General features: G+C 68.1%; 23 protein-coding genes and 4 pseudogenes. 17 read left to right on the plus strand and 10 right to left on the minus strand.

Going from position 1 to position 26,718, the window contains the following annotated elements; all coding sequences use genetic code 11:
- The first annotated feature begins 8 nt into the window (after positions 1 to 8).
- The 8 genes from OG381_RS00295 to OG381_RS00330 are packed head-to-tail and all read left to right on the plus strand — an operon-like array spanning position 9 to position 6,084.
- The gene (locus tag OG381_RS00295) at positions 9 to 710 is read left to right on the plus strand and encodes an SAF domain-containing protein (RefSeq protein ID WP_327714030.1); all 702 of its coding nucleotides are present in this window, start codon (positions 9 to 11) and stop codon (positions 708 to 710) included.
- Entirely contained in the window at positions 710 to 1,546 is an 837-nt protein-coding gene (locus OG381_RS00300) for a hypothetical protein (protein WP_327714031.1), read from the plus strand. The genes OG381_RS00295 and OG381_RS00300 overlap by 1 nt, the downstream gene beginning before the upstream one ends.
- Complete coding sequence (locus OG381_RS00305; protein WP_327714032.1) at positions 1,536 to 3,044, plus strand: CpaF family protein; 1,509 nt, start codon at positions 1,536 to 1,538, stop codon at positions 3,042 to 3,044. Before OG381_RS00300 ends, OG381_RS00305 begins: the two co-directional genes overlap by 11 nt.
- Complete coding sequence (locus OG381_RS00310) at positions 3,041 to 3,991, plus strand: type II secretion system F family protein (RefSeq protein WP_327714033.1); 951 nt, start codon at positions 3,041 to 3,043, stop codon at positions 3,989 to 3,991. Before OG381_RS00305 ends, OG381_RS00310 begins: the two co-directional genes overlap by 4 nt.
- Complete coding sequence (locus OG381_RS00315) at positions 3,988 to 4,875, plus strand: type II secretion system F family protein (protein ID WP_327714034.1); 888 nt, start codon at positions 3,988 to 3,990, stop codon at positions 4,873 to 4,875. Before OG381_RS00310 ends, OG381_RS00315 begins: the two co-directional genes overlap by 4 nt.
- Before the next feature lie 53 nt (positions 4,876 to 4,928).
- Entirely contained in the window at positions 4,929 to 5,144 is a 216-nt protein-coding gene (locus OG381_RS00320; RefSeq protein ID WP_327714035.1) for a hypothetical protein, read from the plus strand.
- Positions 5,144 to 5,572 carry a TadE/TadG family type IV pilus assembly protein gene (locus OG381_RS00325; protein ID WP_327714036.1) on the plus strand — a complete coding sequence of 143 codons (429 nt, stop codon included), beginning with the start codon at positions 5,144 to 5,146 and terminating at the stop codon, positions 5,570 to 5,572. The genes OG381_RS00320 and OG381_RS00325 overlap by 1 nt, the downstream gene beginning before the upstream one ends.
- On the plus strand, positions 5,569 to 6,084 hold the full coding sequence (locus OG381_RS00330; protein WP_327714037.1) for a TadE/TadG family type IV pilus assembly protein: 516 nt from the start codon (positions 5,569 to 5,571) through the stop codon (positions 6,082 to 6,084). Before OG381_RS00325 ends, OG381_RS00330 begins: the two co-directional genes overlap by 4 nt.
- A 20-nt stretch (positions 6,085 to 6,104) precedes the next feature.
- On the opposite strand, the gene OG381_RS00335 is transcribed toward OG381_RS00330, so the two are convergent.
- From OG381_RS00335 to OG381_RS00345, 3 genes are all read right to left on the minus strand, one after another.
- A complete protein-coding gene (locus tag OG381_RS00335; protein ID WP_327714038.1) occupies positions 6,105 to 7,520 on the minus strand; it encodes a hypothetical protein in 1,416 nt (471 codons plus the stop codon).
- Positions 7,521 to 7,888: 368 nt separating this feature from the next.
- The gene (locus tag OG381_RS00340) at positions 7,889 to 8,221 is read right to left on the minus strand and encodes a helix-turn-helix domain-containing protein (RefSeq protein ID WP_327714039.1); all 333 of its coding nucleotides are present in this window, start codon (positions 8,219 to 8,221) and stop codon (positions 7,889 to 7,891) included.
- 16 nt (positions 8,222 to 8,237) lie between these two features.
- Positions 8,238 to 9,314: a tyrosine-type recombinase/integrase gene (locus OG381_RS00345; RefSeq protein WP_327714040.1), complete on the minus strand. Its 1,077-nt coding sequence runs from the start codon at positions 9,312 to 9,314 to the stop codon at positions 8,238 to 8,240.
- 182 nt (positions 9,315 to 9,496) lie between these two features.
- On the opposite strand from OG381_RS00345, the gene OG381_RS00350 reads away from it, so the two are divergent.
- On the plus strand, positions 9,497 to 9,949 hold the full coding sequence (locus OG381_RS00350; RefSeq protein ID WP_327714041.1) for a pilus assembly protein TadG-related protein: 453 nt from the start codon (positions 9,497 to 9,499) through the stop codon (positions 9,947 to 9,949).
- Positions 9,949 to 13,395 carry a hypothetical protein gene (locus OG381_RS00355; protein ID WP_327714042.1) on the plus strand — a complete coding sequence of 1,149 codons (3,447 nt, stop codon included), beginning with the start codon at positions 9,949 to 9,951 and terminating at the stop codon, positions 13,393 to 13,395. The genes OG381_RS00350 and OG381_RS00355 overlap by 1 nt, the downstream gene beginning before the upstream one ends.
- A gap of 150 nt (positions 13,396 to 13,545) precedes the next feature.
- Here OG381_RS00355 and OG381_RS00360 read toward each other — a convergent pair whose 3' ends face one another.
- Positions 13,546 to 14,241 carry a hypothetical protein gene (locus tag OG381_RS00360; protein ID WP_327714043.1) on the minus strand — a complete coding sequence of 232 codons (696 nt, stop codon included), beginning with the start codon at positions 14,239 to 14,241 and terminating at the stop codon, positions 13,546 to 13,548.
- A 130-nt stretch (positions 14,242 to 14,371) separates the two neighbouring features.
- Here OG381_RS00360 and OG381_RS00365 point away from each other — a divergent pair, with 130 nt between their 5' ends.
- Positions 14,372 to 14,536 carry a hypothetical protein gene (locus tag OG381_RS00365; RefSeq protein ID WP_327714044.1) on the plus strand — a complete coding sequence of 55 codons (165 nt, stop codon included), beginning with the start codon at positions 14,372 to 14,374 and terminating at the stop codon, positions 14,534 to 14,536.
- 26 nt (positions 14,537 to 14,562) lie between these two features.
- Here the strand turns inward: OG381_RS00365 and OG381_RS00370 are convergent, their stop codons facing one another.
- Together OG381_RS00370 and OG381_RS00375 are read right to left on the minus strand one after the other, a co-directional pair.
- Positions 14,563 to 16,839 (minus strand): GmrSD restriction endonuclease domain-containing protein, encoded by a 2,277-nt coding sequence (locus tag OG381_RS00370; protein WP_327714045.1) that lies wholly within the window; start codon positions 16,837 to 16,839, stop codon positions 14,563 to 14,565.
- A 166-nt stretch (positions 16,840 to 17,005) separates the two neighbouring features.
- A pseudogene (locus OG381_RS00375) lies at positions 17,006 to 17,705 on the minus strand (IS5 family transposase); the annotation flags it as partial.
- A gap of 256 nt (positions 17,706 to 17,961) precedes the next feature.
- On the opposite strand from OG381_RS00375, the gene OG381_RS00385 reads away from it, so the two are divergent.
- Positions 17,962 to 18,456, plus strand: coding sequence for a hypothetical protein (locus tag OG381_RS00385; RefSeq protein WP_327714046.1), 495 nt, complete (start codon positions 17,962 to 17,964; stop codon positions 18,454 to 18,456).
- A gap of 176 nt (positions 18,457 to 18,632) precedes the next feature.
- Here the strand turns inward: OG381_RS00385 and OG381_RS00390 are convergent, their stop codons facing one another.
- Positions 18,633 to 18,890, minus strand: a complete 258-nt coding sequence (locus OG381_RS00390) for a hypothetical protein (RefSeq protein ID WP_327714047.1) — start codon at positions 18,888 to 18,890, stop codon at positions 18,633 to 18,635.
- A 594-nt stretch (positions 18,891 to 19,484) separates the two neighbouring features.
- On the opposite strand from OG381_RS00390, the gene OG381_RS00395 reads away from it, so the two are divergent.
- From OG381_RS00395 to OG381_RS00405, 3 genes are all read left to right on the plus strand, one after another.
- Complete coding sequence (locus tag OG381_RS00395) at positions 19,485 to 20,105, plus strand: hypothetical protein (protein ID WP_327714048.1); 621 nt, start codon at positions 19,485 to 19,487, stop codon at positions 20,103 to 20,105.
- 417 nt (positions 20,106 to 20,522) lie between these two features.
- Positions 20,523 to 21,548: a hypothetical protein gene (locus OG381_RS00400; protein WP_327714049.1), complete on the plus strand. Its 1,026-nt coding sequence runs from the start codon at positions 20,523 to 20,525 to the stop codon at positions 21,546 to 21,548.
- A 998-nt stretch (positions 21,549 to 22,546) separates the two neighbouring features.
- Positions 22,547 to 23,002, plus strand: coding sequence for a hypothetical protein (locus OG381_RS00405; protein ID WP_327714050.1), 456 nt, complete (start codon positions 22,547 to 22,549; stop codon positions 23,000 to 23,002).
- 10 nt (positions 23,003 to 23,012) lie between these two features.
- On the opposite strand, the pseudogene OG381_RS00410 reads toward OG381_RS00405, so the two are convergent.
- Positions 23,013 to 23,296 (minus strand): annotated as a pseudogene (locus tag OG381_RS00410) (hypothetical protein); the annotation flags it as partial.
- A 7-nt stretch (positions 23,297 to 23,303) separates the two neighbouring features.
- Positions 23,304 to 23,924, minus strand: a complete 621-nt coding sequence (locus OG381_RS00415; RefSeq protein ID WP_327714051.1) for a hypothetical protein — start codon at positions 23,922 to 23,924, stop codon at positions 23,304 to 23,306.
- A gap of 167 nt (positions 23,925 to 24,091) precedes the next feature.
- Here OG381_RS00415 and OG381_RS00420 point away from each other — a divergent pair.
- Positions 24,092 to 24,509, plus strand: a pseudogene (locus OG381_RS00420) (transposase); the annotation flags it as partial.
- A 21-nt stretch (positions 24,510 to 24,530) separates the two neighbouring features.
- On the opposite strand, the gene OG381_RS00425 reads toward OG381_RS00420, so the two are convergent.
- The gene (locus OG381_RS00425) at positions 24,531 to 25,781 is read right to left on the minus strand and encodes an IS110 family transposase (RefSeq protein WP_327714052.1); all 1,251 of its coding nucleotides are present in this window, start codon (positions 25,779 to 25,781) and stop codon (positions 24,531 to 24,533) included.
- 415 nt (positions 25,782 to 26,196) lie between these two features.
- Here OG381_RS00425 and OG381_RS00430 point away from each other — a divergent pair.
- Positions 26,197 to 26,597: pseudogene (locus OG381_RS00430) on the plus strand (transposase).
- Positions 26,598 to 26,718 lie beyond the last annotated feature (121 nt).

The raw sequence follows: 26,718 nt of genomic DNA on the forward strand, positions 1-26,718 counted from the left end.
AGAAAGCGTTGAGCACGATACAAGAACGCCCCGCGCCCCCGGCCGGCGTGCCCCCGCAGGGGCAGGTCGCCAGCCCAGTGAGGCCGCCGCGGGTGTCCGCGCGCAGACGCCGCCCGGGCATGATCGCCCTGTCGCTGGCGCTGATTGCCGCCGGCGGGGCCGGCGTTGCGGTCCTGCTGCTCCAGGTGGCCCAGCGCACCGAGGTGGTCACCGTGGTCCGCGACGTCCAGGTCGGCCAGGTCCTCACCGAGCAGGATCTGGGCCAGGCCTCCGTCGCGCTGGACCCGGCGGTCAAGGCGGTCGAGGCCGACGAGCTGGAGTCGGTGGTGGGCAAGCGGGCCGCCGTCGAGCTCAAGCCCGGCTCGCTGCTTACTCCGTCGCAGGTGACGAAGGATTCCCTGGTCAAGGCGGGCGAGCAGCTGGTGCCGATCGGCCTGAAGCCGGAGCAGGTCCCGGCCACCGCCCTGGTGCCGGGCCAGAAGGTGCGCCTGGTCCATGTCCCCGCCCAGGGCGCAACGGCCTCGGAGTCGGAGAGCGACACGACGCCCAAGACGCTCGCTGGCCGGGTAGTCAAGGCCTCCGCAGCCGCCCCCGGCAGCGGTGTCGTGGTGGTCGACGTCGCTACCGCCGCTGCGGACGGTCCGACCGTCGCGGCGTGGGTGGCGGCCGGCACCCTGCGCCTGGTGCTCGATGCTCCGGACGGCAGCTGATGAGTGTGATCGCCCTGGCCGGCTGCAGCGGCGCACCCGGCGTGACCACCAGTGCGCTGGCCCTGCTGCTGAACTGGCCACTCGAGCGGGGCCGGAAGATGATCCTCGCTGAGTGCGACCCGGACGGCGGGGCGGTGCTGCACGGTCTGCTGCAGGGCACGCTCGGCGACCGCTACGGCCTGCGGAACTTGTCCGTTGCCGTGCGCAAGGGCGAGTTCGGTGAGGCGTTCTGGCGCCAGCTGATCGACCTGAGCAGCGAGGACGCCACCAAGGAGTCACCGCGGGACCGGATGCTGCTGCCCGGGATCACCGACCCGGCACAGGCAGCAAGCCTGGCACCGGTGTGGAAAGCCCTCGCGGTGATGTTCCGCGGCATCGACGCCGAACACGGACACGACGTACTGATCGACCTCGGACGCAGTGGGGCGTTCGGCCCCTCCGGTGTACTGGCCGAACAGGCCGACACGACGCTGGTGGTGGTGCGGAACACGCTGCGCTGCCTGCAGGCCGCCCAAGCGCGGGTGAGCGCGCTGGAGGAGCGTGTCGGCGGCGTCGGCCTGATCCTGATCGATGACGGCCCCTACCCGGCCGGTGAGGTGCAGCGGGTGCTGCAGGCGCCGGTGGTGGCGACCCTGCCGTATGCGCCGCAGGACGCGAAGGTGCTGTCCGACGGCGCCGAACAGCCACGCCGCTTCGCCAAGTCGCAGCTGATGAAGGCGGCCCGCACCGGCGCCACCCTGCTGGTCCAGCGAGCCGCCTGGCAACAGGCCCACCTCGCCCCCGGCACAGGCGCGGGTGCGGGCGCGACCAGTGGGGAGGTGTCCCGTGCGCGGTAGGCCGCTGCACGACAACCCCACCGTGACCCCTCCGCCCGGACGTGCCCCAGTGTGGCCGCGCCAGGCGAACGGCGTCCCGCTCGGCTCTGCGGCGAGCGGGGAACAGCTGGGGGCTGCGGTTCCTCAGATCACGGTCGACTACCGGGTGGCCCGGCATATCGCCGGCCAGGTGGCCCGCCAGCGTGAGGAGTTGCTGAAGAAGAACCCGGAGGCGGACCGGGCCACCGAGGAACAGCAGTGCCTGAACTGGATCAATGAGGCCGTCGCGCTGTGGGCCGATGCCCAGGGCCTCGAGCGCGGCCTCAGCACGACCGCGCAGGAGGATGACGCGCTGCGGCGTGCCGTCTACGACCTGCTCTACCGGGCCGGGCGGCTGCAGCCGTATCTGGATGACGAGCGGGTCGAGGACATCATCATCCAGGGCCCCCATGAGGTGTGGCTGGACTACGGCGACGGCGAGCGCCGCAGAGTCGGCTCGATCGCGGACTCCGAGGAAGAACTCCTGGACCTTTTGCGGGAGTTGTCGCGGGAGTCCGGGCACAGTGAGCGCACCATCTCCACCGCGAATCCGACGCTCGCGTTGTCGCTGCAGGACGGCTCCCGGCTGCAGGCCATCACGGGGCTGGGGCCGATGACGTATGCGGTCATCCGCCGCCACCGTGTCTCGCATGCCGACCTGGACGAGCTGGTCCGCCTGGGGACCATCGATCCGATCCTGCGCGAGTTTTTGGGCGCGTGCGTGCGGGCGGAGAAGAACATCATGATCGCGGGGAAGCAGAAGGCGGGGAAGACCACCTTGTTGCGGGCGATGCTGCGCGAGTTCGATCCCGAGACCCGTTTCGCCACCATCCAGACCGAGGACGAGCTCTTCGCCCACACCAACGGCTACCACCGCCAGGTCGTCTCCCTGATCGGGCGCGAGTCCAACGGGGAGAAGGACGCCACCGGGCGCGGCGCCGGCGAGGTCACGCTGCTGGACCTGATGCATCCGGCGTTGCGGATGTCGCTGGAGCGGATCGTGGTCGGTGAGGTCCGCGGCCCGGAGATCGTCGCGATGATGCAGGCCCTGACCAATGGTGCGGGCGGCAACCTGTGCACGATCCACGCGCGTCGCCCCGACGTCATCGTCGACCGGATCGCCGAACTGTATGCCCTCGCGCAGGGCAATCTGTCCGAGCAGCTCGCTTACCGGCAGACCGCGAACGGGCTGGACTTCATCGTGTTCGTCGACATGACGGACGAGACCCGGATCGGCGGCCGCCGCCACCGCTACGTCTCCCACGTCCTGGAGCTGACCGGGATCGGCGAGTCCGGCCGCCCGGCCATGAACGAAGTCTTCTCCCCCGGGGTCGAGTTCGGTGAGCTGCGGGCGGTGCCGCGGATGGACCCCGGCTGCGTCGATGATCTGCGCCGGGTCGGCTTCGACTCCACCCTCCTGCAGCACCCCTACGGAGCGTGGGCGGCGCCGCTTCCGCTGAAGGTGGGGGCCGGCCGATGACCCTGTTGCTCGCATTGTTGTCCGGGATGGCTGTGGTCGGCGGGCTCATCGGCACCGTCGCCGGGATCGTCGGCACCACCACGCCCCGCCGGGCCCCGCTGCGCCGGCGCTGGCAAGCGCTGCGCGCGGGCCGGGACCAGGGCGAGGAGGTGCGGCTGCGCCGGCGGACCCTTGCCGTCTGCGCGCTCGTGGTCTTCGGCGCGGTATGGCTCCTGTCCGGGAACTTTGTGGCCGGCCTGCTGTTGGGCGCGGCGGTGGTGGGGGTGCCGTGGCTGATCACGCCGTCCAAGATCGCGGCCGAGCGCATCGGTCAGCTGGAAGCCCTCAGTGAGTGGACCCAGCGCCTGGCCGGGCTGCTCAGGCTGGGAATGGGCCTGGAACAGGCAATGATCACCAGCCGGAAAGGGGCACCGGACACCCTCGCCCCGCAGATCGCGAGCCTGTCGGAGCGGCTGCGCCGCGGCTGGCGCCCCGAAGACGCGTTGCGGGCCTTCGCCGGCGAACTCGACGACGTCACCGCCGACAAGGTCACCGCAGCACTCATCCTGTCCGTCAACGACCGCGGCCCGGGCCTGGCCCAGGCATTGGAGGACCTGGCGGGCACCGTCCGCGAGGAGGTCGGCCGCAAACGCTCCATCGAGGCGGACCGCGCCAAACCCCGCACCACCGTGCGGTGGATGACCCTCATCACCCTGGGCGTGATCATCGCGGGGTTCTTTGTGCCCTCGTACACCAGGCCCTACTCCACCCTGCTGGGCCAGCTGGTACTCGGCTTCCTGACCGCCGGGTTCGTGGCGGTGCTGGCGATGATGCGCCAGCTGGGCAGCTTCCGCCGTATCCCCCGCTTCCTGATCACCGACCCGCGCAGCACCGTCCGCCTGCCCGCCCCCAGCGCGGAGACGTCGGCGGCGGCGGTCGGGCGTGAGCCGGAAGGAGCCCGCTCGTGAACCTGTTTCCCGTCGTCATCACCGGCGGCCTCATCGGCGGCGGCGTCGCCCTGTTCGTGCGGGAACTGCTGCAGCCGCAGCCCGCATTGGCCACCGCCCTGGCCCGCAGCGCACCCGGGACGCTGAGCATGCCCCAGGAGGAGGTGCTGGACCGGGACGAGGTGTGGGGGCGCTGGCTGCTGGCCCGCCTGGAGCGGCTGCCCGGCGTGACGGTGCCGGCCACCAACCTCGCCCTGCTTGGACAGGGGCCAGGCACCTTCATGCTGAAGAAGACCGCGCTCGCCGCCCTCGGGCTGCTGTGCCCGGTGCTGGTCACCATCCCCTGGATCATCGCGGGCATCTCGCTGCCCTTCTACGTGCCCGCCGCGGTCGGACTCGCCATTGCGGGGCTGCTGTTCATCACGCCCGACCTCGCGGTGCGCGACCAGGCCAAACGGGCCCGCGAAGAGTTCGCGCACGCCCTGTCCGCCTACCTCGACCTGGTCGCACTCAAGCGGGCCGCGGACGCCGGCCCCACCGAAGCCCTGGAGAAGGCGGCCGCAGTGGGTGACGGCTGGCCGTATCTGTATCTGCAGGGCGCGTTGCGCCGGGCCCGCCTGGAGAAGATCCCGCCGTACCAGGCGTTGACCGAACTGGCCGACACCTACGACCTGCCGGGCCTGGGTGATGTCGCCGACATCATGCGCGGCTCGGCGACCGACGGCGCCGCCGTCTACAAAGCCCTGCGCGCACGAACGGCCGCGCTCAACACCGAGCTGCTCACCGCACAGGCCGCCGAAGCCAACGCCGCCAGCGAGAAGATGACCGCCCCCGGCGCCTTACTCGCCGTGCTGGTCATGCTCCTGATGGCGTTCCCCGCAGTGATCCGCATGCTCACCGTCTAACCAAACCCGATGCACCGCACGCAACTCACTCAACTTGGTTAAGGAGTTCTCCGATGAAGCACCTGGCAGACCGTAGCTACCGTGCCGTCCGCTTACTGACCGAGCGTCTGGAAGAGGGCCTGGCCGAGGCGAAGCGGCGCCCCGACAGGGGGGACATCAGCATCACCACCGTCATCATCTGGGTGGCCGCTGTCACCGGCGCCCTGCTCATCGCGGGAACCATCGCCATCGTGATCAACAAGTACAACACCAGCCTGAACGGCATCTGATGCCTGGCGGCGACCGGCTCCGAGCTTGGTGGCGCGGGCGAAGATGGCATGAGGACCGCGGGGATGCCTCCATCCAGATGGCGATCGTCTACCCGTTCATCCTGCTCGCCACGATCGCCGTCATCCAGGCCTCTATGTGGTACTACGCCCGCTCCATCGCGCTGACCGCCGCCCGCGAGGGCCTGACTGCGGCCCGCGCGTATGAGGCCTCGCCCGCCGACGGCACCGCCAAGGCGCAGGAGGTTCTGGGCAGGGCGGCGGGTGACAGCCTGCTCGGGTACAGCGTCTCCACGGCCGGCAGCACTGGAGTACGCGTGCGTATAGAGGTGTCAGGCACAGCGCAGTCGATGATCCCTGGCATAGCAGGACTGCAGGTCAAGCAGGCAGCGTCCGGGGCCGTGGAACGGTGGACGGTGCCGGGTCAATGAACGCGCTGCGACGCAGGGCCTGTTGGGTACGCCGGGCCAGGGGGGACGAGGGCAGCGTGGCGATCGAGGCCGCCATCATCGTCCCGCTATTGATCATGTTCCTGTGCCTGGCGCTCGCGGGCGGCCGGATCGTCACCTCCGGGGCGAAGATCGACGCAGCAGCCGAGGACGCCGCACGGGAGGCATCCATCCACCGCACGGTGGCCGCCGCCCAGGACGCCGCGCACACTGCGGCCGCCGAAACCCTCAGCGACCAGGACATCGCGTGCGCCTCCACCAGTGTGGCCGTGGACGCCGGAGGACTGGCCGTACCGGTCGGTCAGGTCGCCACCGTCACTGTGACGGTGACCTGCACGGTCACCCTCTCCGACCTGCTGCTGCCGGTCCCGGGAAGCCGCACCCTCACCTCGACCGCCACCTCGGTTGTGGATCAGTACCGACAGAGAGCTCTTGGGTTCGCGAATTCTGAAGTGCCGTGGAGTACGAACCGAAGTGCCGGTGCCGCGCAATGAGCGCGCGAGGGTACTTGGGTTCACGCTTGGTCGAGGAAGCCGGGATGGTCGACGACGCCGGTGTAGCGGAGGCTGGCGTTGATGGACAGGCCGAACATGTCGTGCAGCCGCTTGGCATCTCCGCGGCTGGCCATGGCTTCGGCGAGGATGCGGTCTTCGCGGATCGAGCGGCAGCTGACACCGGGCCCGAGCAGCAGCTTGATCCAGCGGATGCCGACGTTGCGGGTTTCCATGGCGCTGCGGCGATTGATGAACAGATGCGGGTTGGCGGTGTTGGGCCAGGTAGTGGTGCGGTGGTCCAGGTAGGCGGCGATGCGTTCACGGACCGGCGGGGCCAGGGGAATCTTGCGGTCGTCGAGTTGGAGCCAGCCGGCGCTGACGTCGACGAGTTGGAGGTTGCGCACCTGGCTGGTGCTCAGTCCGTGGAAGGCGACGAGCGAGGCGACCGCGGCGCGCGCGGGGTTGGACTGGTCGAGCAGGGCCTTGATGGCGGCGGTGTCGACGGGCAGGGGCTCACGGGGTGGGTGGTAGCCCAGGCGCATCCGGTAGGTGGGGTCGGCGAACAGTACGTGGTCCTGCTTGAGCAGGTGGAACAGCGAGCGCAGGCCCTGACCGGTGCGTGCGGGGTGGTCGCTGGCGGCCAGTGCCGCGGCGACGTCTTCGCGGGCGATCTCCCGCAGGGAGGTGTGGCCGCCGGCGGCCCATTCGATGAGCACGGGGCGGGCCCAGGAGAAGTGCAGGCGGATCGTGGTGGCACTACGGGGGCGTCGTCGGGGCGGCCGGCTGCGGCCGCCTGCCATGACGTCGTACCAGATGCGCACCTCGCCGGCCATCGGCTCGGGCAGCCCGGTCAGCCGCCGCTCGAGCCATTGGCGAAGGACGTTGTCGCGGTCGTCGAGGAGCAGGCCTGCCTCGTCCAGGACGGCCGCCACGTGCTTGGCGGTCAGGTGGATCTCGTTGAGGAACTCCAGACCGCTGCGCGGGATCGGGGCGCCGGGGTCGTCCTGGATGGCCAGGATGATCCGGAGGCCGGCCCGGCAGCGCATCCTGACCGGCGCGCTCCAGCCGAGTCGGGCGGCCCGCTGATCAGTCAGGTTCCACAGCCGGCGCAGCAACGCGAGGTCGGTGGGCCAGGGGTAGTCCCGCTGCCGCAACCGGGAGTGATCGCGCTGGGCCGGGAAGAAGGCCAGCTGCTCGTAACGGACGGCGGGGCGGTCGCGGTGAGCGGGTGCCGGAAATCGCGGCGGTGGCTCCAGGAGCAGCTTGAGCTCCTTCCTCATGCGCGGGGAGACGTCCGAGAGGGCCGTGCGAGCGCGCTGTTCGGCCTGCCGCATTCGGCGCGAAGAGCCCTTTTGCCGGCTGAGCCCCGCGAGGAAGAGCTGCTGGCCGTCTCGGTTGGCCTCGGCCGGATCGAACCGGCCCAGGACGGGGATCATGTTTCGGGCGTGGGCGAAGCACAGCCGGCAGATGCCCAGCTCTCGGTGGAGGCGGGCAAGATTGTTGCAGGTCGGGCAGATTCCCCGATGGGGATGGTTCACCCGCCAGCCGTGGCAGGCCTCGCACAACCACCCGCCCTTCCTGGTGGCGCCCCAGGCCAGACAGTCCGGACAGGAATCCGCGGCGGGCCGCCCGTAGAGGTGACAGCGGCGGCACTTGCCGGTGTTGTAGTAGTCGAGCGACCCACAGATCAGGCACGGGGGCGGGGTGACCGGGCCGCCCGGCCAACAGCCGAAGCAGTACCCGGTGCTGTCGATGGCTTCGGGCAGACGGCCGCAGACAGTGCACAGGTTGAGGGCCGGCCGGGTCACAACGGGGGTGCCGTTCGCGGACGGCCGGGTTTGGGCACGATGTCGCGCGCGCCGCGCGGTGCCGGATCACGGTCGGCGGTGCGGGCCGGCGGCTGCTCGGGCCGCGCGGCCGGCAGTCCGCTCGGCACGAGCAAGTCACAGGGAGTGCAGTCCAATACGGCGCACAACACTTCCAGGTCGTCCAGCCGGATCGTGGTCGGGGTTCGGGACCACAGCATCGACATCTTGCCGGCGCTGATCTCCAGGCCGGCCTCAGCCAGCCGGCGGCGCATCTGGGTCGCCTGCCAGATGCCGGCCTCGGCCGCCTTCATCCGCAAGTTCCACCGCATCACGGGCTCCTTCGGCTCAGCCCAGCAACCGCAGCGTGGTCCGGTTGTTGGCCTGGATCCATTCGTTCTCGATGTGCTGAGTCGGCACATGGATGTAGTGCGTGGTCGTCGACAGCCAGTTGTGGCCGAGCAGGTCCTGGATCGCCTTGAGGTCCACCCCTCGCTCGTAAAGGGCGGAGGCGCAGTAGTGCCGCAGGCCGTGCGGGGTCAGCCGGCCCTTCCAGTCCGGAAGCCAGGTGGCCACCGCGGTGGCCAGGCCGGAGCGCAGTGGATCGGTGCCGATCCGGGCGCAGGCGCCGGTGAGTTGATCCCGCCGTTCGCTGGGCAGCAGTGGGGCGTCCGGGTTTTGCCAGTCGTCGTCGAACTGGTGGCGTACGTCCGTCAGCCACCACTGCATCAGCGCGTCGATCCCGTCGATTGCGGGGATCAGGCGTGTCTTGGGCCCGCGTCCGCGGCTGCCCTTGCCGTAGCGGATGTGCAGCTTGCCCCACTGACCCAGATCCGGCCGCCAGTCACGCACATCGAGCATCGTCGTCTCGCGGATCCGCAACCCGCCCCGTCGCCACAGCGACGCCGCCAGGTAGTCACGGGCGGCTGGCAAGTACTTGCGCGCACAGGGCAGTTGTGCGGCCCAGTGTCCGAACAGCTCCTCCACCTCCACGCGGCCGGGCGGCACCCGCACATTCGGGTAGTTGGCCTTGGCCGGCCGGTTGAACTCATCGATCGGCTGCATCACCACGCAGCCCGTCAACGCGTGGATGTCCCGTTGATAGCGGCTGATCACGAAGTCGTAGAAGCGGGCAATGGCGCCCGCGTAGCCCTGGACCGTCGACGGCTTGCAGCACCGCTCCTGACGCAGCCTCACCAGGTATCGGTCGGCATCTTCCACTCCGACCGCCCACAGCCGTCGCTCGCTGGAGCGCACAAAGTCCACGGCCGCACGGCAGTTGAACTCCACCGTGCCGTCCCCCGCCCCCGTCGCGGCCAGGGCCAACGCGTATTGGTCAACGATTTCTTGCTCGAAGTCCTCTTCCTCAACCGCCGATCTCACGACCCGCGGCGAGGCCAGATTCCGCACGATCGCCAGCGTCATGACCGCTCCAGTTCACCAGGAGAGCCGGTGCTTCAGGAATATCGGATGATCCGCATGATTCGTGGAGATGCTTCAGAAACTTCACTCCATCGAGTTAAGCCCCTGGACAGCGGAAGAGCGCGGCCTGCAACGGCGACGGCTGCCGAACCGACGGCTTTTCCGACACGGGAGGGCTGATGAGGATGAGCTTCCAACGACGGGCCCGCCCGATGCCGTTCGATGACCGGGGTGGGGTGACGGTGTTCGTTGCGGTGTGCGTCATCGCGCTGATCGGCATCATCGGTGTCGCGGTCGACGGGGGCAGCAGGATGCGCGCCCTCGAGCGCGCCGACTTCGTCGCGGGTGAGGCCGCCCGGGCCGGCGGGCAGGCCATCGACCCCGCCCAGGCCATCCCCGGTGAGGCGGTCGTGGTGGATCCGCAGGATGCGGTGGCCGCAGCCCGCGCCTACCTCGCCTCCGCCGGCGCCACCGGCACCGTCGCCGTGTCGGGGGACGGCACCACTCTCATGGTCGATGTCACCGACTCCTACGACACGACGTTCCTCTCCGCCGTCGGGATCGGTTCGCTGCCGGTTGCCGGACATGGCGAGGCCACTCTCTTGTACGGCGTCAACGCACCCGAAGGAAACACCTGATGGGCACCACCCCCTCCCCCGCCACCACGGCAGGCCGCCGCGTGGTTCGTGGGGTCACGGCCGGCTTGAGTCTGCTGGTCCTGGCCGGCGCGGTCGTGGGGCTGCCCCTGCTGCTGGCCTGGGCCACCCCGGTGCTGTGGGAGGCCGGACGCGACGACCTCGCGCACCTCCTCGACCGCCAGGACACCGGCGCGGCAGCCCTGCTGCTCATCGCCAGCGTCGGCTGGATCGGGTGGGCGCAATTCACGTACTGCACGGTGCGCGAGCTGTTCGCGCAGCTGCGTGGCCGGACCTGGCATCCCCCACGCGGGCTCGGCTCCTCCCAGCGGGCCGCGGCACTGCTGATCGGCAGCATCCTGGTGCTCCTACCCACCAGCTCGGCGCTGGCCTCCGACGCCCAGGCCGCCCCCGCCGCAACAGCGGCCCGCCTGCCCGCCCAAGCCCAGGCCGGGCACGACACCGGAGCCGACAGGACGTCCACGGCGACCGGGCGTACGGCGTCCCCGACCTACACGGTGCGCCAGACGCGGCCCGCGGAAAGCCTGTGGAGCATCGCCGAGCAGGAACTAGGCGACGGCGAACAGTGGCGGCAGATCGCCGCCCTGAATGAGGGCCACACCATGGGCGACGGCCAGGTGTTCCGCTCCAACGGGTTTCTGCAGCCCGGCTGGCAGCTGACAATGCCCGCCTCCTACACCCCGGCGGGAGGCGTCCACACGCAGCTCGACCAGGCTGCTCCGGCGGCGGCCGACGAGCCTGCGCAGGTGGAAGTCGTCGAGCCGGGCGACTCCCTGTCCACCATCGCCGCCCACGAGCTCGAGGACGGCAACCGGTGGCCGGAGCTCTTCGCAGCGACCAAGGACCAGCCGCAGCCCGACGGCCTGCCGGCCATCACCGACCCCGACATGATCTACCCGGGCCAACACGTCACCGTGCCCGGCACCGGCACGTCGGACACCCCGCCACCCGCACGCGATCACACCGGAGAGGACGAGCAGGACTCCGAGCAGCCCGCGCCCGCCCCCGACGATGAGCACCAGCCAGGGCACGACGACGACCAGGAGGCGCAGCCACCGGCGCCCAGCCCCTCCGCCAGCCCAACACCAGGGCCGTCTGCCTCCAGCAGCCAGTCGACCGCGCGCCCCGGGCCAGACCACGAGCAGGGCGCTCCTCCCCCAGCCGACTCGACAGTTCCTGGGCCAAGCAGCAGCGGGACGCCCTCAACAGCCCCTCCCCCAGCGTCACCCGAGGTGTCCGCCTCCGATGCGTCCTCCCCGACCGCGGCACCCACGGCCGAGCCGGCTCCGGCCGGCAGTTCGCTGAACCTGCGCGTCGTACTGGGCGCCGGCGCACTGCTGGCGGCCGCCGTCACCGGGGCACTGGCCCTGCGTAGGACGCTGCAGCGGCGCCGCCGTAGGCCCGGCGAGAAGATCGCCATCGCGCCGGAAACGTCCACGGCCGAGGCCCAGTTGGCGGCCGCTGCCGAGGCGGGCGGCGCCGTACGTCTGGACCTTGCCCTGCGCACCCTGGCCCACCACCTGCCCACCGACGCTCCCGCGCGCGAGCTGCCGGCGTTGCGGGCCGCGCGGATCGGCACGCACACCGTCGAAGTACTGCCCGAGGACCTCGCCCGAGAGCCGAGGGTGCCGTTCGTGTCCGGGACAGCGGGGTGGTGGGCCCTGCCCGGCGACGCCGCTCTCCTGGACGAGGAGGCCGCCCGCGACGTGCTGGCCCCTTACCCGGGCCTGGTCACGATCGGCAGCACGGACACGGGTGACCTGCTGCTGCTCAACCTCGCTGCCCTGCCCGCCCTGCTCCTGGACGGCAGCGCGGTGCACATCACCGAGGTCTGCACTTCCCTCGCCCTGGAGCTGGGGATGAGCCCGTGGGCCAGCGACGTCGAAATCGTCGTCGTGGGATTCGGCGAGGACCTGCCGCAGCTGCTGCCGACCGCGCGGATCGCCCACATGCGCCAAGCCGTACACGCGCTGCGCGACCTGAGCGAGCGGCTTCTGGAAGCCCGCCAGCTGCCCGACACCCAGGACCAGCCCTATCTCCTGCTGTGCTCGTCCGCGCTGGACGCGGACACGGCGTGGCGGTTCGCCGATCTCATCGACAAGGCCGGCCCGGTCCCCGTCACCCTGATTGCCCCAGCGAGTTCGGCCGCCGCGCACTTCCCGGACGCCGAGATCCTCAACGCCTCCCTCAACACTCCGCAGCAACTCGGCAGCGTCGGCACCGACATCATCGTGCAGCGCCTGGAACACGACGCCTACCAGCAGATCACCACCGCCCTCGCAGTGTCCGGACAGCCCGCCCAGCCGGCCGAGGGCCCCTGGCGGGATGTCCCGGACGAACCCGGCCAGCTGCCCCAGCCCGCGCCAGCTGACGAGCCCCGTACAGCTGCGACTGCCGCTGCCGAGGTCCCCGTTTTTTCGCAGACCCCGTCGGATACCAGCCCTACCAGTGGGGTCTTTGCGGCCCTGGTCGCTGCCAGCGCCGATCCGTCCGGGCTGCGCCTGCTTCCTGGAGCGTCACCTTCAGCCGGCGACGAATCTGCGCCGAACACCGAAGGAACCCCGCCGACAGCTACCGAGCCGACTGCTGACGCAGAAGCTGCGGGGAACGACGACCACCAGGACAGCCCCGAGAACGGTATGGAGCCAGCCGCAGCGGAGGGCACGGCGCAGGACCTGCGCGCGCCGGAGATCCGTGTTCTGGGGCCGGTCGAGGTGGACGGCGTCGCCGCCTCCGGACACGGACCGCGCAGCAGCCAGCTCGCCGCGTTGTTGTATTTCCGGCCGGGCCGCTCCGCCGACGTGCTGTGCACCGACATGAACCCCCTCAACCCCTGGAGCGTGAACACCCTCAACTCGCGGCTACGCGGCCTACGCGGCGCCCTGGGCAGGGACCCCTCTGGCGATCCCTACGTTCTGGGGCGTATCACCGGCGAGGACCCCTACCGCCTGGCCCCCGCCGTACGCTGCGACTGGACCAGGTTCCTCCAACTCGCCGAACACGCACTGCCCCAGGGACCAGCCGGTGTGCCGGACTTGGAGAAGGCCCTCAGCCTGGTACGGGGCAGGCCGTTCGGCGGCAGACCGCTGCCCTGGGCCGAGGCTTTCCAGCAGGAGATGATCACGAGGATCATCGACGTCGCACACGCGGTGGCCACCCACCGCACCCGTCCTGGCCCGCTGCACGACCTCAGCGCGGCCAGGCGAGCCGTCATGATCGGCCTCGGTGCCGACGACACGGCAGAGCTGCTGTACCGGGACCTGATGCGCATCGAACACACGGCCGGGAACCGCTCCGGCCTGCACACCGCCATCACCCGGATCCAACAGATCAACAGAACACTCGACTGCGATCTTGAGACGGCCACGGAGCAGTTGATCAACGACCTTCTGCACGGCAACGGAAGGGACCAACGCAAAGCCCTCTAGGCAGCGTGTGTGGTTGCGATCACCAGGTGGTCCGGGTGAGTTCTCTGAGCCAGATCATCGAGACGCGCAGGTGGAGGCTGGCGAGGTGGGCTGCGACGGCGCCGTCCCCAAGTCCCTGTCCTGCACGGGGCCCTCGTCGCCGGTGCCTTCCTAGATCGTGCCGCTCCACGCCCGGCGGTTCTCCCGTCGGCGCACATGGCCGCGCCAGCCCGCGAGCAGCGTCATGCCCGTCCATGCGGCGACTCCCGTGACGAGGCCGCCGAGCCTGCCTTCGGGGTCGACGTCCACGGCGTCCTCCAGGGGGACAGCGCCTTCCGGGTCGCGGAGGATCTCGATGCGGTCGCCCACCCGGTAACCGGGATTGCTCCCCCGGTACTCCAGGGTCTCCTCGAGTTCACCGCCCGGCCCGACCAGTGTGAACCGGTGGTTCTTACTCGCCGTTCCCGCCGCGCTGTCCGCGGTGATCGTCACGGTCTCGCGGACGCCACGCCTGTCGAGCGCCGCCTCGGGGGCGTACTGGACGGACCCGACGAGAATGAAGAGCGCGGGGACCACGGACAGGACGGCGAGCCACCACGCCCTGTGGAGCAGCCGCAACACGATCACGAAGACCAGGCAGCCGAGCACGCCCGCCGCGATCGGGATGAAGTCCATGCCCAGCGTGACGTAGGCGAGTCCGGTGTTGCCCGCGGCGATCCCCCAGGCGACCAGCAGCACCCAGAGCGTGGCGAGTACCGACGCCCCAGCGCTCCTTCCCGTGCGCTGCCCACCTTGAGCGGGCACCCCTCCCCCGGCCGCGTCCCCGACGCCGCCCGCCACAGGCGCGTTCATCCTCTGATCACTCATCCGCGCAGCATACGAGGCGGCCGGAACGCCATACCCACGCGGCCCGCTGCACGACCTCAGCACGGCCAGGCGAGCCGTCATGATCAGCATCGGCGCCGACGACAGCGCCTAGTTGCCCTACCAGGGCCTGATGCGTATCGAGCACGCGGCCGGGAACCGCTCCGGCCTGCACACCACCATCACCCGGATCCAGCAGATCAACCAGACACTGGACTGCGATCTTGAGACGGAGACCCAGCACTTGATCAATGACCTACTGCACGACAACGGAAGGGATCAACGCAAAGTCCTCTAGGCAGATTTAAGGTAGGGCCTCTTCGATCACCCCCAGTGCTCCTCCCGGTACCGCAAGAGGCCCTCCCCATGCAGCTGCTTGGTGGCGTTACCGACCCGGACCCAGAAGTCGGTGGCCGCGCTGCCGCCTTTGGCGGGCCTGGCGAACACGGCCTTGCCGGCCGCGGCCACGCTGACCCGGCAGACGACACGGTCGGCCACCTCGGGAAAGCTGATCCGCACGGTGGTCGCGGTCGGGGCCGACAGGTTGTCATCGAGGACTTGGCGTACGAACAGTTCGTAGCCATCGAGGTCAGCCTGCTTCGGCAGGGTGGACAGATCGTTCTCGATCCCTAGTACGGCCCCGTCGTCACCGACGCCGACGAACAGGTTGCCGCCCTCCCCGTTGAGGAAGCCACAGACCGTCTTGACGAGATTGTTCTGAAGGGACTTGTCGTACTCCTCAGTGTGCACGTTCCAGCGGGCACTCGCCTTGAACTCGGTGCTCTGGGACTCACCGGCGGCGATCAGATCGGCCGCCGCGGTGGGCACGTACGCGGGTCGGTCCACGCTGAGCGTCTCGAACGCCTCCCGTACCACTTGGGCAATCAACTGGCGGCGTCGTTCCAGAAAGGCCGAGTAGTCGAGCTGCTCCCAGCCGACCGGCAGCGCGTGCCACAGGGCCTGCCGCCTGACCACCTCCGGGTCCATCGCCTCGGTGATCCTCGGCCAGTAGACATGAGGTGCGTCAGTGTTGCCCTTCTCGCTTGCCGGCCACGTCACATATGCCATGTTGGCGATGGCGTTGACCTGGCGTTTGTCGGTGATACCAAGACCCGCGAGGGTCTCGGAGTAGAACAGACGGTCCCGAGGAACCTTCCGGGCGGGCCTGGCAGCCGGATCCATCAGGTCGCGGATGTGCTGATCGCCGCACAGCAACTCGGCGTCCAGGATGTTCAACGCAGCCTGGTAGGCGAACACCACCGGGGAGTACGACGATGAGCTGTCGAGCCTGTTCGGCAGGGAGATGTCCCAGTAGTCACCGGTGAAGTGCGCGGAAATGATCCGGGCGAGTTCTGCGGCGAACGCCTGGCCGTCACCCTGTGGCAGGCCACCGATCCGACCCAGATCAAACTCCATCTGCGACTCGGGGGAGTTGGAGTAACGGCCGGTCGTGTGCGCCATGAAGAACCAGCGCGCGATGACCGGACGGAGTTCTTCCGCCGACAGCCCGAAGTCGTGCAGTCCGATCAGCCACAGCGCGTAGCTGTACAGCAGGGCGGTGTCAGAGGTGATCATCTTGCGGCTACGGAAGCCGGCCGCGGCGATGCACCGGAAGAACTCGTGCCAGCTGCTCAGATCGAGGACCTGCGTGTGCGCCTGCGCCAGCCGTTCGAACTGTTCCTGACGCCGCTCGGCGGAGACCTTTCCGGTCTCAAAGTCCTTGCCTCGCAGCACATTGTAGACGTGCTGGAGCCGGGCACGCCGGAAGGCCACGGCGACAGCGACCCGCAGGAGCTGGTCCGGGCTGGGGTCCAGGAACGGGTTGCGCGGGTTCGGTCCGGGAAGTCCCGCGACCACCGCGGCCCGGCAGAAGTCCTCCAGTTGACGTCGGCCCTTCTCCCAGTGCACCGACATCAAGGTGAGGATGAAGTCGGACTGGTTGAGCTTCACTCCCTGGAAGTTGATACGGACGAAGATCTCCGCGACCTGCTCCTCGTCGGCCGCGGCGTCCAACTCCACCACCTGGAAACGGAAGTCGTGCAGGCCCCGGACACGGTCAATCCGCTCTTCCAGCTCGTCCCTCGTCGCGGTCGGCAAGGGCTCGCCTGCGGCCTGTTCGAGGCGGTGGAAGAACTCCCGGACGGCGCCACGGTGGCCGCCCGGGGCCCAGAGCTTGGTGATGTCCGGGATGTAGGCGGTGTCTCGCTCGATTGCCGCGTCCGTGACCTCGAACGTCTGGTCCTGCGGGTGGAAGGCGATCCGCAGTGTGACCTCGTCGAAGGACTTGTTGACGACCGTGCGCCCGGTGAGTACGGCGAACAATGCGGTGAGCCGCTGCTGCCCGTCCACGACCAGCCGTTGGGGCGCCCGGTCGCCCGTGCCCGTCCCGATCTGCCGGGTCCCCACCTCGGCTCCGGTCTCCCAGAACATCAGGGTGCCGATCGGGTAACCGCGGTACATCGAGTCGAAGAGATCGCGGGTCTTCGTCGCGGACCAGACGAACGGCCGCTGAATGTCGGGAAGCCCGATCCTTCCACCCTCGATGTCCTCTATCAGGTGCCGAAGGGTATAACCCGTGTCGCGGTAGAGGGTGGGTGGCACGGTGCGGGCTCCTCACGTCAGCGGGTCAGTCAGGGCGGATGTTTCGGTTGCTTCAGCGACTGAGACAAACAGAGAAAGCGAACAACATCAGAGACTTACCACGTGAGTTGCTCTTGTTACAGCAAAGTTGAGGTGCCGATGGCCGACCACAGTTCGTAGCGGCGGTACAGCCGGCCAGCCAGGACACCGTCCGTTCGACGACCCAGCGGTGTCGGCCGAGCCAGGTGGAGAACTCGATGCCCTTGCGTGGGATGCGGTGACGGATGCGACGCTCGCGAAGCCATTTTTGCAGGTGGTCGTAGTCGTAACCCTTGTCGGCATGGAGCTTGACGGGGCGCCAACGGCACGGCCCGCGGCGGGAGCGGACAGGTGGGATTCCTCGCACGAGTGGCTGCAGGCCGAGATTGTCATGCATGTTCGCGCCGGAGGTGCCCAGCGACAGCGGCACGCCGTTCCGGTCGGTGGTGAGGGGGATTTTCGATCCGCTCTTGCCGCGGTCGGTCGGACTCGGTCGGGTCAAGGGCCCCCTTTTGCCGCCCGGACGCTGACCGAATCGATCGCGCACCGCGACCAGTCCAGCTCGCCCTGCGCACCGAGTGCGTCGAGGACGACCCGGTGGAGCCTGGCCCACACCCGGGCCTGGCTCCACCGGGCGAAGCGCCGGTAGACGGTGGGGCAGGCTGGCCCGAACACAGGCGGCAGCTGCCGCCAGGTGCAGCCACGAATATGATCGCCGCCAGGCATTCGCGGTCACCAGCCCGACGTCGCCCGCCACCCTACGGACGTATGACCTCCGTCGGTGGGGCCACCCGCCGGAACAACACCCACAACTCGCCCGGAACCAATCGCTCAACCAGATCCGCCATGCACTGCTCAACGAACGATCACGCCATCAGAAACGGCGTCCTAAACGACGTGAGTGGCAGCGCGAAGCCGAAGGTGGCTCCGCGCTGCTGGTGCGGGTCGAGCGCGACCCGGCCGAAGCCGACCGGATCTTCGGTCGAGCGCTCAACTACGATGAGGGCGTACTCGGTTCGCGGTTCTGCTGCGGCGGCGGCGACGGACGGGCGACGATCTCGCCGACCTGTGCGCGGGTACGGGGCTCGAAGGACAGGTGCTCCATTGCCTCTTGACTGCCGTAGATCCGCTGCTGCCCGACAGGCCGCCGACCACCTGCGTGCCGCCTATCAGGCCGCCGCGCCGCTGCACCTCGGCGCGATGCACCAGCGCGGTCGCCGCCTGTCCCAGCCCCTTCAGCGCAAGCAGGCCGCCTATCTCCGACAGGCGGTGCCAGAGCTGGCCGAGCAGGTCCTCGCCGAGCCCGGGTGGTACGCCCTGGCCGCCACCCTCGTCGACGTGGAGAACGCCGGCCACGACCCCGCCGCGCTCCTGGCGGAAGCCGTCAAGCGGCGCGAGCTGGAGACCACAGAATCGATCAGTGACGTGCTGGTATGGCGGCTGCGGCGGATGGCGAATCTGCCGGCGGACGCCTCGACTGTGCCGGAGAGCAGTACGGCAAGGACCGTGGCGAAGGGACAGACGCGGAGGAAGTCGACGCCGCCGTCGAGGAACGCCCCGGCCAAGCGAGGAGGCGGCACGAGAGAGCCCAGACGCTGAGCACCGCGCTTAGGGCTCGGCTTCTGCCACGGCTTCAGGGTCGACGAGAGGCGCCGGCGGTCTATATCGAGTCGAGGCATCTCTGTAGTTCAGCGGCGGTGCAAGCGATCGGCAGGTACTCCGTCGGCACTGGATGAGAGTGAAGCCGCGATGGGACGGTGGGGCGTCCTCAAAGCTCAGGCTGCCACTTCGTCGGGGTCCTCGCCCTCGTCTTCCGAGAAGCCGCCGCGCTTGTAAGGCGGAATTGGGATGACGCGCCCGTCAGCGAGCGTCCTCGTGTGCTCGGCCACTGAGTGTCTGACAGGGGGGCGGCGCTTGTCCTTGGCGTCCTGGTCGTCGTCGGCGTATTCGGTGGCCTGGTCATCGTCGGCGTACTCGGTCACGTTCTGCGTCATGACGTGCTTGACGACCACGATCGCGATGGCTGCGCCCACAGTTGTGCCCACCGCTTTGACGACGCGGACAGCTGTCTGGCCACACCTGCGGCTGCCGCAGACACCTGTACGCGCTCTGGGGCCTCAGGCGAGGGCCGTTTGAAAGGTCCAGCGAACCCGCTCCCGCGGACGGCGAGCCCACTTCCTTCCGCCAGAAGGCGAAGAGCTGGGCCGAGAAGCACGAACCGGAAGCCCTGGTCCCGGCACTACTTCGAGCACCTCGTTCTCTCCGCGTGCCTCACCAGACTGCCGGGTTAGCCGCAGCAAAAAGTCGCTTCTGCGGATGTCGCCGAGGCGGGGCTTGTGCCGGTCGGGCTTGATGGCGCGGACGATGGCGGAGTGCATCCGTGCTTGGCTTTACCGCCGGAGCCCTGCACCCGCTGTGCAACTCGGACACGGCCAGGCACGACGAGGACGACGGCGGCGGGTAGCAGCAGCGCCATCCCCTGGCCTGTTCGGTTTTGAATGACTTTGAATGGCCTCAAGATAAATCCGACAGTTCAGTAGAGAACTCCCTATTCCGCTACCGAACTTGCCGGAGTTCCGGGATGCTGAGCCGTGTTACTGCACATGTCGTGGCCCGGGGGGACGCCAATGACGGCTGGGGACAGGGCGCTGTCGGTCGGCGGCGACGCCATCGGCCAGTTCCCCACCGGAGACCACAACGTACTCGTGACCGCCAATGCTTCGCTGGTACAGGTCCACCAGGCTGCCCCGCGTGTGAAGCCGCAACGACGGGCGCACATCGAGCGACTCCCCAACGGCGCCGCCACCCCTTTGGGACGCGACGACGAAGCAGCGCTGGTGCTGCGATCCATCGCGGACAACGAACCCGTGCAGGTGTACGGCCCGGATGGACTTGGCAAGACCACATTGATCCGGCACGCCGCCCTCGAACTCGACGGCCGCGATGGGGTGGTGTTCCTGGACGGGTACAGGAAGGACCTCGACGACCTGCTTCAGAGCGTCTTTGAGGCGTGCTACGACAGTCCTGGCTACCGTCCGAGCGACGGGGAGTTAGAGGACATCTCATTTGGCGAGCCTGCGGTAGCAGATGAGGGTGCAGGCGATGCTGGTGAAGGCGAGGAAGTGGTCGGCTCAACTCCCATAATTCGTCCGGCACCAGCCGCTCAACGATCCCCACCATGGCCCACAGAATACCGGTGTAGCCAAATGAGACGATCCTTAAAGCCCAGCTCACAGCTGTGGTTGTAGGCAGGCATGAGACTTGCCACGACCGGCCGGCGAGAACGCTGGCACCTGCCTTCCGCATTCGGCGCGTGCCCTGGTTTGCCGGACTCTATGCTGGGGCTTCGGCGTTGACTAGAATGCGACCCTGGATCGCGTGAATCATTGATGCATTCGGAGCACCCATTGCCGAATATCCCCGTTCCGCCTCCGCCAGGGTCTGATCCAGATCACGGACCCCGGACCGCTTCGCCCGCTCCGAACCCCCGGCCTCGGGCACACGGCTATCCGTCGCAGCCGCCGTATTCGCCGATGGTGCCACCTGTCCCCACCGCGCCTCCGATGGTGCCGCCTCCCTTACCACCACTGCCATCGCCCAACCCGCCGCCCCCTGCCTCGCCTCCGGCCCCCACCCCCGCCCCCGGCCCGTCCCCGCTCGTCGGAATGCTGGACAGCCGGATTCCCGGCTTCGCCAGTGCCGACAGACGAAGCCGCTGGAAGATCATCGTTTCGGCTCTGATGCTGACTGTCATCACGGCCGTCGTGACCAGCTACTTCCAGTTCGGATTCAATCTGCTGACCCTGCGCGCCACCGCCAAGGCGGAAGACTCAGTCGGAGACGAGATCGAGGCGGGGAAGGAACCGTTTGTGATGGCAGTGACCCCGTCGAACGATGTCGCTTCGGCTTTCCGGGACAACACTCTGGGTATGCAGTGGATCGCTTTTGAGGATCCGCTCAGCCTGGCGGAACAGGAGCAGGTATTAGCCCGGCCAATAGGGAACAATTTTCCCGTGGATGAATTCTTGAAGATGCTGGAAGGGTTCACCAACAAACCTCTCCTGATCTACTCGGCCCAGAACCACATGCGGAAGGAGACCCACCGCCTGGCCACCCCGTACAAGATGACATTGCAGAGCGATCGCACTAAGGCAGTGTCGATCAGAGCGATGGACGCAGTAGAGCTCCAGTGCTCGGAGTCGCGCATATCGACGGTCATCTACCTTCATCCCGAAGGAAACGAAGTGGTCGACAACGTGGCGGTGGACCTAGTAGGTGACACCCTCATCCACCCACTGCTCCGGCAGGAGCCGGAGGCCTATCCCAACCCGCCGAAGACCTATCCTTACTTCTCCCGCAGTTACATCGAACTGGGTAACGGCCAGACCTCCTGGGCCAACAACCTGGACGTCCTGACCGGGAAAGATCAGTGCAGCTGGTCCTTCAAGGTCTCGTACGTCAGCAAGGGCACGCAACACACCACAACCTTGCGGGACTCCCGTTTCCGCACGCCCGGGCTGCCGGACATGCCCCGCCAACTGTTGGAGTTCCGTCCGGATGGGAAGGGATGGAAATGCTGGGGCGATCAAATTGCGACTGAGGCCTCATGTTCGATTAGAGCCTCAGTGTCCGACCCCGGCCTCAGCGCTCCTACCATGATCTATTGGGGCAGTCTTCCAAGCCAGCCTTGACGCCGGAGAGCCGACTTTATAAGACGGCATCCGCTTATCGATCACGTGGATGGTCTGGTCGAACAGGGTTCCTGATCGGGTGATCGCGTGCGGGCCGGCGCATGGAAGCAGGCCTCTTGGTAGTCATCCCGGGCCCTGTCGGTCCCGCCCCGTGGCCGGGAAAATCGGGGCTGGTGCCCGTCCGGGGGACGTCGATCGAGCTTGGTGCCGAATGTTGAGCCCGTTTGGTAGTCGGACGCTGGGGCCGAGCGCAGGAGTCCAGTGGTGTTGCCGCGAGCACGCAAGAGAGCTTCTTTGAATCCTGTGGTCCCTGAAGGGCGGGCACCGTTCCTGGTGCACGCGAGGAAGGGCGGGGCGGGACATGGATGTGATCGAGGAACGGTGCGGGGGCGCCGACTTGGGCAAGACGGATGTCAAGGTATGCATCCGGGTCCCGGGCACTGGCAAGCGCGCCCGCTTCGATTCTCGTATCCTCCGACAGCTCAGAGGGCCAGACGGCATCAACGGTCCGGCCCTCTGGCTTAGTTCCTCCGGCGACGCCCCTGCCCGTATGGGCCGTGGCGATCATGTTCCTGCCATTCCTCGTCATGGGGGTCGCGTTCTTCGCCACCCGCGTTGTCTCCAGGAGTCGATATGTGTTCCCCGTTGTTGACCTTGGCCAGCAACGAGGCGAGGGGATCAGGGGGATCGTCGCTGAAGCGATCAGAGCTGCGCTCGGGCGGCGGCCCCGGCTCCGTCCTGCCGTGACGCGACTGTGGTGTTCCGCTCATGAGTAGCCCCCTCCGACTCACTGCGATGCGCTCAAGATTTTTCCCTGGCAGGACGCGGGTGACCCGACTTCGACTTTGTCAGTGCAGTGCAATCCTGCCGCAAGCCGACCGCCTTCGAAACAGTCATGGCCTCAACGCCCTTCCTCACCTTGCGCGTTGGCTTCGCCGACAGGGCTGGAGCAACGTGGCTGGCACCGCGGTTCGGACGCGCCGAGTAGGGTTCGCAGAGTGCGCTACCTGGCAGATGCATTCGTTGTTGGGGCCCTAAAGCGGGGGCGACCGGTCGAACAGTTCCTTGGTCCGATCGGTGCTCCAGATCGGCCCGGGGTCCGCTACGTGGAGGTCCGCCCCGCGAAGGCGCCATATGAGGTCTACGTCCATACCGTGGAGGACGTCGGCCGTGAGAGGTTCTTCGATCTGGTCGAGTTTCCGCCCTTCGACACCGACGATGACGGGGAAGAGTTCGGCCGACTCGTTGCCACGGCTGAGGACCCTTCTACCGCGCTGGCCACTGCCGAGAAGATCACAGGCGCAGTGCCTGGGAGGTGGGTCAACGAGAGCATGGTCCAGGCCGAGTATGCCGACTTCGTTCAAGCGGGCCGGCCTACGGACCGATCTCCCGATGGACACCCATGGCCGAAGCACGCGAAGTTTGCCGTTCCTCCTTCGGCCTCGGCTCGATGACCTGCAGCCGCTACAGGAGGTAGAGGAACGCGTCGGGCATCGGGGCGTCGCCGCAGGCGCGGCGCACCGCATCCCAGTCGACCTTCTCCCGCAACATTCGAGCGATCGGGAGGACCGCCCCGAAATCGCAGTGGTGCTCGGAGAAGGCAGCCACCAGGCTGTGCACCAGGTCGGTCGGTGACAGCACGGGCATGAACACCGAGTCGACCGACAACTCCCGCGCCCGCTGCAGCACGTCGGCGGTGACCGGCTGGTGCGCAGCTCGAAGACCAGGTCGACCTGCTGTCCTAGGCAGCCGAACTCAGCACGTCCTCAGTCGGTACTCGTTCAGGCGTTCCAGAAGGTCCGGCGGAATCAGACTGGGGAGTACGTGCTCGTGCAGCCACAACACCCGGACCAGAGCATGATTGACGAACGGTTGGGGCGTCGGCACTCTTTCGTGCTCACCGAGCAGTAGGGGAACCAAGTCGTTTCTCAGGAACTCACCGAAACCGTCCGACGCATCTCCCGGCAGCCGCTCCCTGTCCCAGGAAAACGCCTTGAACAGTGCGTCGACGGTCCGTACCAGGTACTTCGACGCCGTCGGGAGCATCAGCTGTGTCCCCCGGAGAGCGCGTCTGTGAAGATCGCCGAGCTGGTCGTCGGTCACCGCTCCACGATTGGCGAGCAGCAATTCGAGCAAGTCGTGGTAGTGCGCGTCCGGGTCATACGGGGAGTCGAACCGCAGCGAGGCCGGCGGAAGAGCCGTGCCCTCCCGCCAGCGCAACTGCCCCTCACGATCCCAGTAGTACTGATGGACCCAGACCCGCCGCAGGATCTCCACCTGGCGCAGCATCCGCAGACGGCCCGGGGCATCGGCCGCCCAGACCGCGGTGAGGAGTTTCTGCCCGTCCCGGCCGAACTCCTCGGCACGCTCGCGCACCGCTACCCTGCCGCCGGCAACTTTCCCGATCTCGACTTTGCGGCCGTACCGCTTGGCCCACTCCGGTTCCGGACGGTATGAGAAGTCGCCCGAAAATGGACGGTGGTCAGTGCCCCTGGGCTGACAGCCCGGGCGCTCTCACCCGCCAGCTCCAGCCGGGTGGTCACATGACCTCTTCGCAGCAGCGTGAGCCCTACCTGAGCGATCTCTCCGATGCCCGCTGGGCGTTGATGGAACTGACCTTGACGGCCTGGCGGGCCGAGCGGCAGAAGACCTCGCTCAACCTCGGCGGAAACGTCACTGACCTGCGAGAAGTCATGAACGCGATCCTCTTCCTCAACCGGACCGGCGTCCCCTGGCGCTACCTGCCCCACGACTTCCCCGCCGCACACCACCGTGTTCGGCTACTTCAGTGCCTGGACCGCGGACGGCACCATCGAGAAACTCGGCCTCCACCTGCACCGGATGGTCCGTGAGAAGGTAGGACGCACCCCCGAACCCACCGCCTGCGTCATCGACGCCCAGAGCGTCAAGACCGCCACCAGCGTGCCCACCGACACCCAGGGCACCGACGCCGGCAAGAAGACATCCGATGCGGAGAAGGAGTCAAGCGGCCAGGGCGAGGTGGGGTTCTCGCGTGGTTGGGAAGGCCACTGCCCCGCTGAACGGGACTCGGTGGGAAAGACAGTGGTGAAGGCAGCCGATCATCCGGTTGAACAGGTTCCTCTGGGCGGCTGTGTGTCGATCTCCGGCCTCGCGTCGACGGTCGTAGTGGGCCCGGGCTCCCTCCGAGTGGGCCATCGCTGAGAAGGCCCACATGTAGCCGACGCCGGCCAGCCTCTGGTTCTTCACCCTGCGGGCCGCGACGGACACGCTCTTGCCGGAGGCCCTGGTGACGGGAGCGGATCCGGCGTACGCCTTCAGACCTCTGGCGTCGGCGAACCGGGCCCGGTCGTCGCCGATCTCGGCCAGAACTCGGGCCCCGCTGAGCGGACCCAGCCCCGGAAAACTGGTGATGATCTCGGCGTCAGCGTGGGCTTCGAACGCCTGCACTGCGGCTTCGGCGAGACCATCGGCACTCGCGCACGCGGCGTCCAGCTGCCGAAGCAGCGCAACTGCCTGGCGCCCCATGGCCTCCTCGACCAGGGGAAGATGGCGCATCTGAGAAGCGCGTAGCGCGCCGTGCAAACGCTCGACCTCCCTGTCGATGGTGTTCTTGCGGCCGGCCTTCTTCAGCACGGCCCGCAGCTGCGTCCGGGTCAGCTTGGCCGCCTGGCGCGGGGTGAGTGCCACGGCCAGGAGAGCCCGGGCTATGGGGTGATAGATACCCTCGCGGCGGTGGCCGACAGCGGCCAGATAGCTGGGGAAGTACTCGCGCAGGTGTGAGGTCAGCTTGTTGCCGGCCTGGGTTCGGTCCCAGACGGCGTCCTGCTGAGCACGGGCAAGGACCACGACGGCCTGGGCCACTTCGGAGTCGACAGGAAGGCTGCGGTGAGCGGCGGCATCGGTGCGGAGGATGTTCGCCAGCACCATGGCGTCCAAGTGGTCGGACTTCTTGCGGGAGACCGTGTGCCGGTCCCGGTACCGGGCGGCGGCCATCGGGTTGATGGCGTAGACGGGGCGGCCCGTCGCCCGCAGGCAGGCGACCAGGAGTCCGCGGGAGGTCTCGATGGCCACCGGAACGGGATCCTGCGGACTGTCGCCGTGCTTGGCGAGCATCCGAAGCAGCTGGTCGAGCCCTTCCGCGGTGTCATCGATGCGAGCCCGGGCGAGCAGCGAACCCGTTTCGTCGACGACGGCTATGTCGTGGTGGTCGCTGGCCCAGTCAATGCCGCAGAACGCTCTCACTCGCCTCATGCTTTCTCATCGGACCTGTGTTTTGGCTGGTCACAGCCGTGCAGGGCATGCGTCTCTCTAATGGAAGGGCTCGGTGGCCACATCCGATTAGCCGTTCATGACCCCAGCGACCGGCGGGGCCCTCGGTCTTGATCGGAGCTGGATGGCTCCCGAGCACGTAAGAGGTAGTCCCCGCAGAGGGCTTGAACCACGATCATCATCGGTGATCAAGTGATCGCTCTCGACGCCGACTGCGAGCGCCAGCACACGTCAGTCTTCTTTGAGGGCTCCAAGGCCCGGATCGTCGGCGGACGTTGTGCTGACGCCAGCGGCCGGCGTCGAGGAGGCGCCATCAGCGACCTCAGCTACCGCCCATTAGATCGTCGGCCGCAAACGCAGCATCGTCGTCGACACTCTCGGCCTGTTACTGCTGGTCATGGTGACCGCCGCCAACGTCTCGGACAACGAGGCCGGCATCCAGCTCCTCACCCGCGTCGCCGCCGACCACCCCACCATCAGCAAGGCATGGGTCGACACCGGCTACAAGAAGAAGGCGATCGAGCACGGTGCCGCCCTCGGCATCGACGTCACGTCGTCCCGCGAAACGAGCAGGTCAAAGGCTTCTCTGTGATCCCGCGGCGGTGGGTCGTGGAACGGAGTTTTGGATGGATCATGATGCATCGCCGCCTCGCCCGCGACTACGAGACCAAACCGGCACACTCCGAGAGCATGATCCGCCTCGCGATGATCTCCAATCTCGCAAAACGAGCAACGGGCGAAACGCCCATAACTTGGACAGTCCATGAACTATCGGTCTTCAACCGGAACGTCCTCTAAGGCGTCAACGGCTCCCGCACCGCCGACTGTTCGTCCGTGAGATCTCCTCGACCCATGAACCGTGGAAAGCCTGGCTTGCCCCGTGCAGGCAAGGGCGCCCATCCCACCCTCCCCTACCCGG

Origin of the sequence: Streptomyces sp. NBC_00490 (assembly GCF_036013645.1) — a bacterium.
GTDB classification, from domain to species: Bacteria; Actinomycetota; Actinomycetes; order Streptomycetales; family Streptomycetaceae; genus Streptomyces; species Streptomyces canus_F.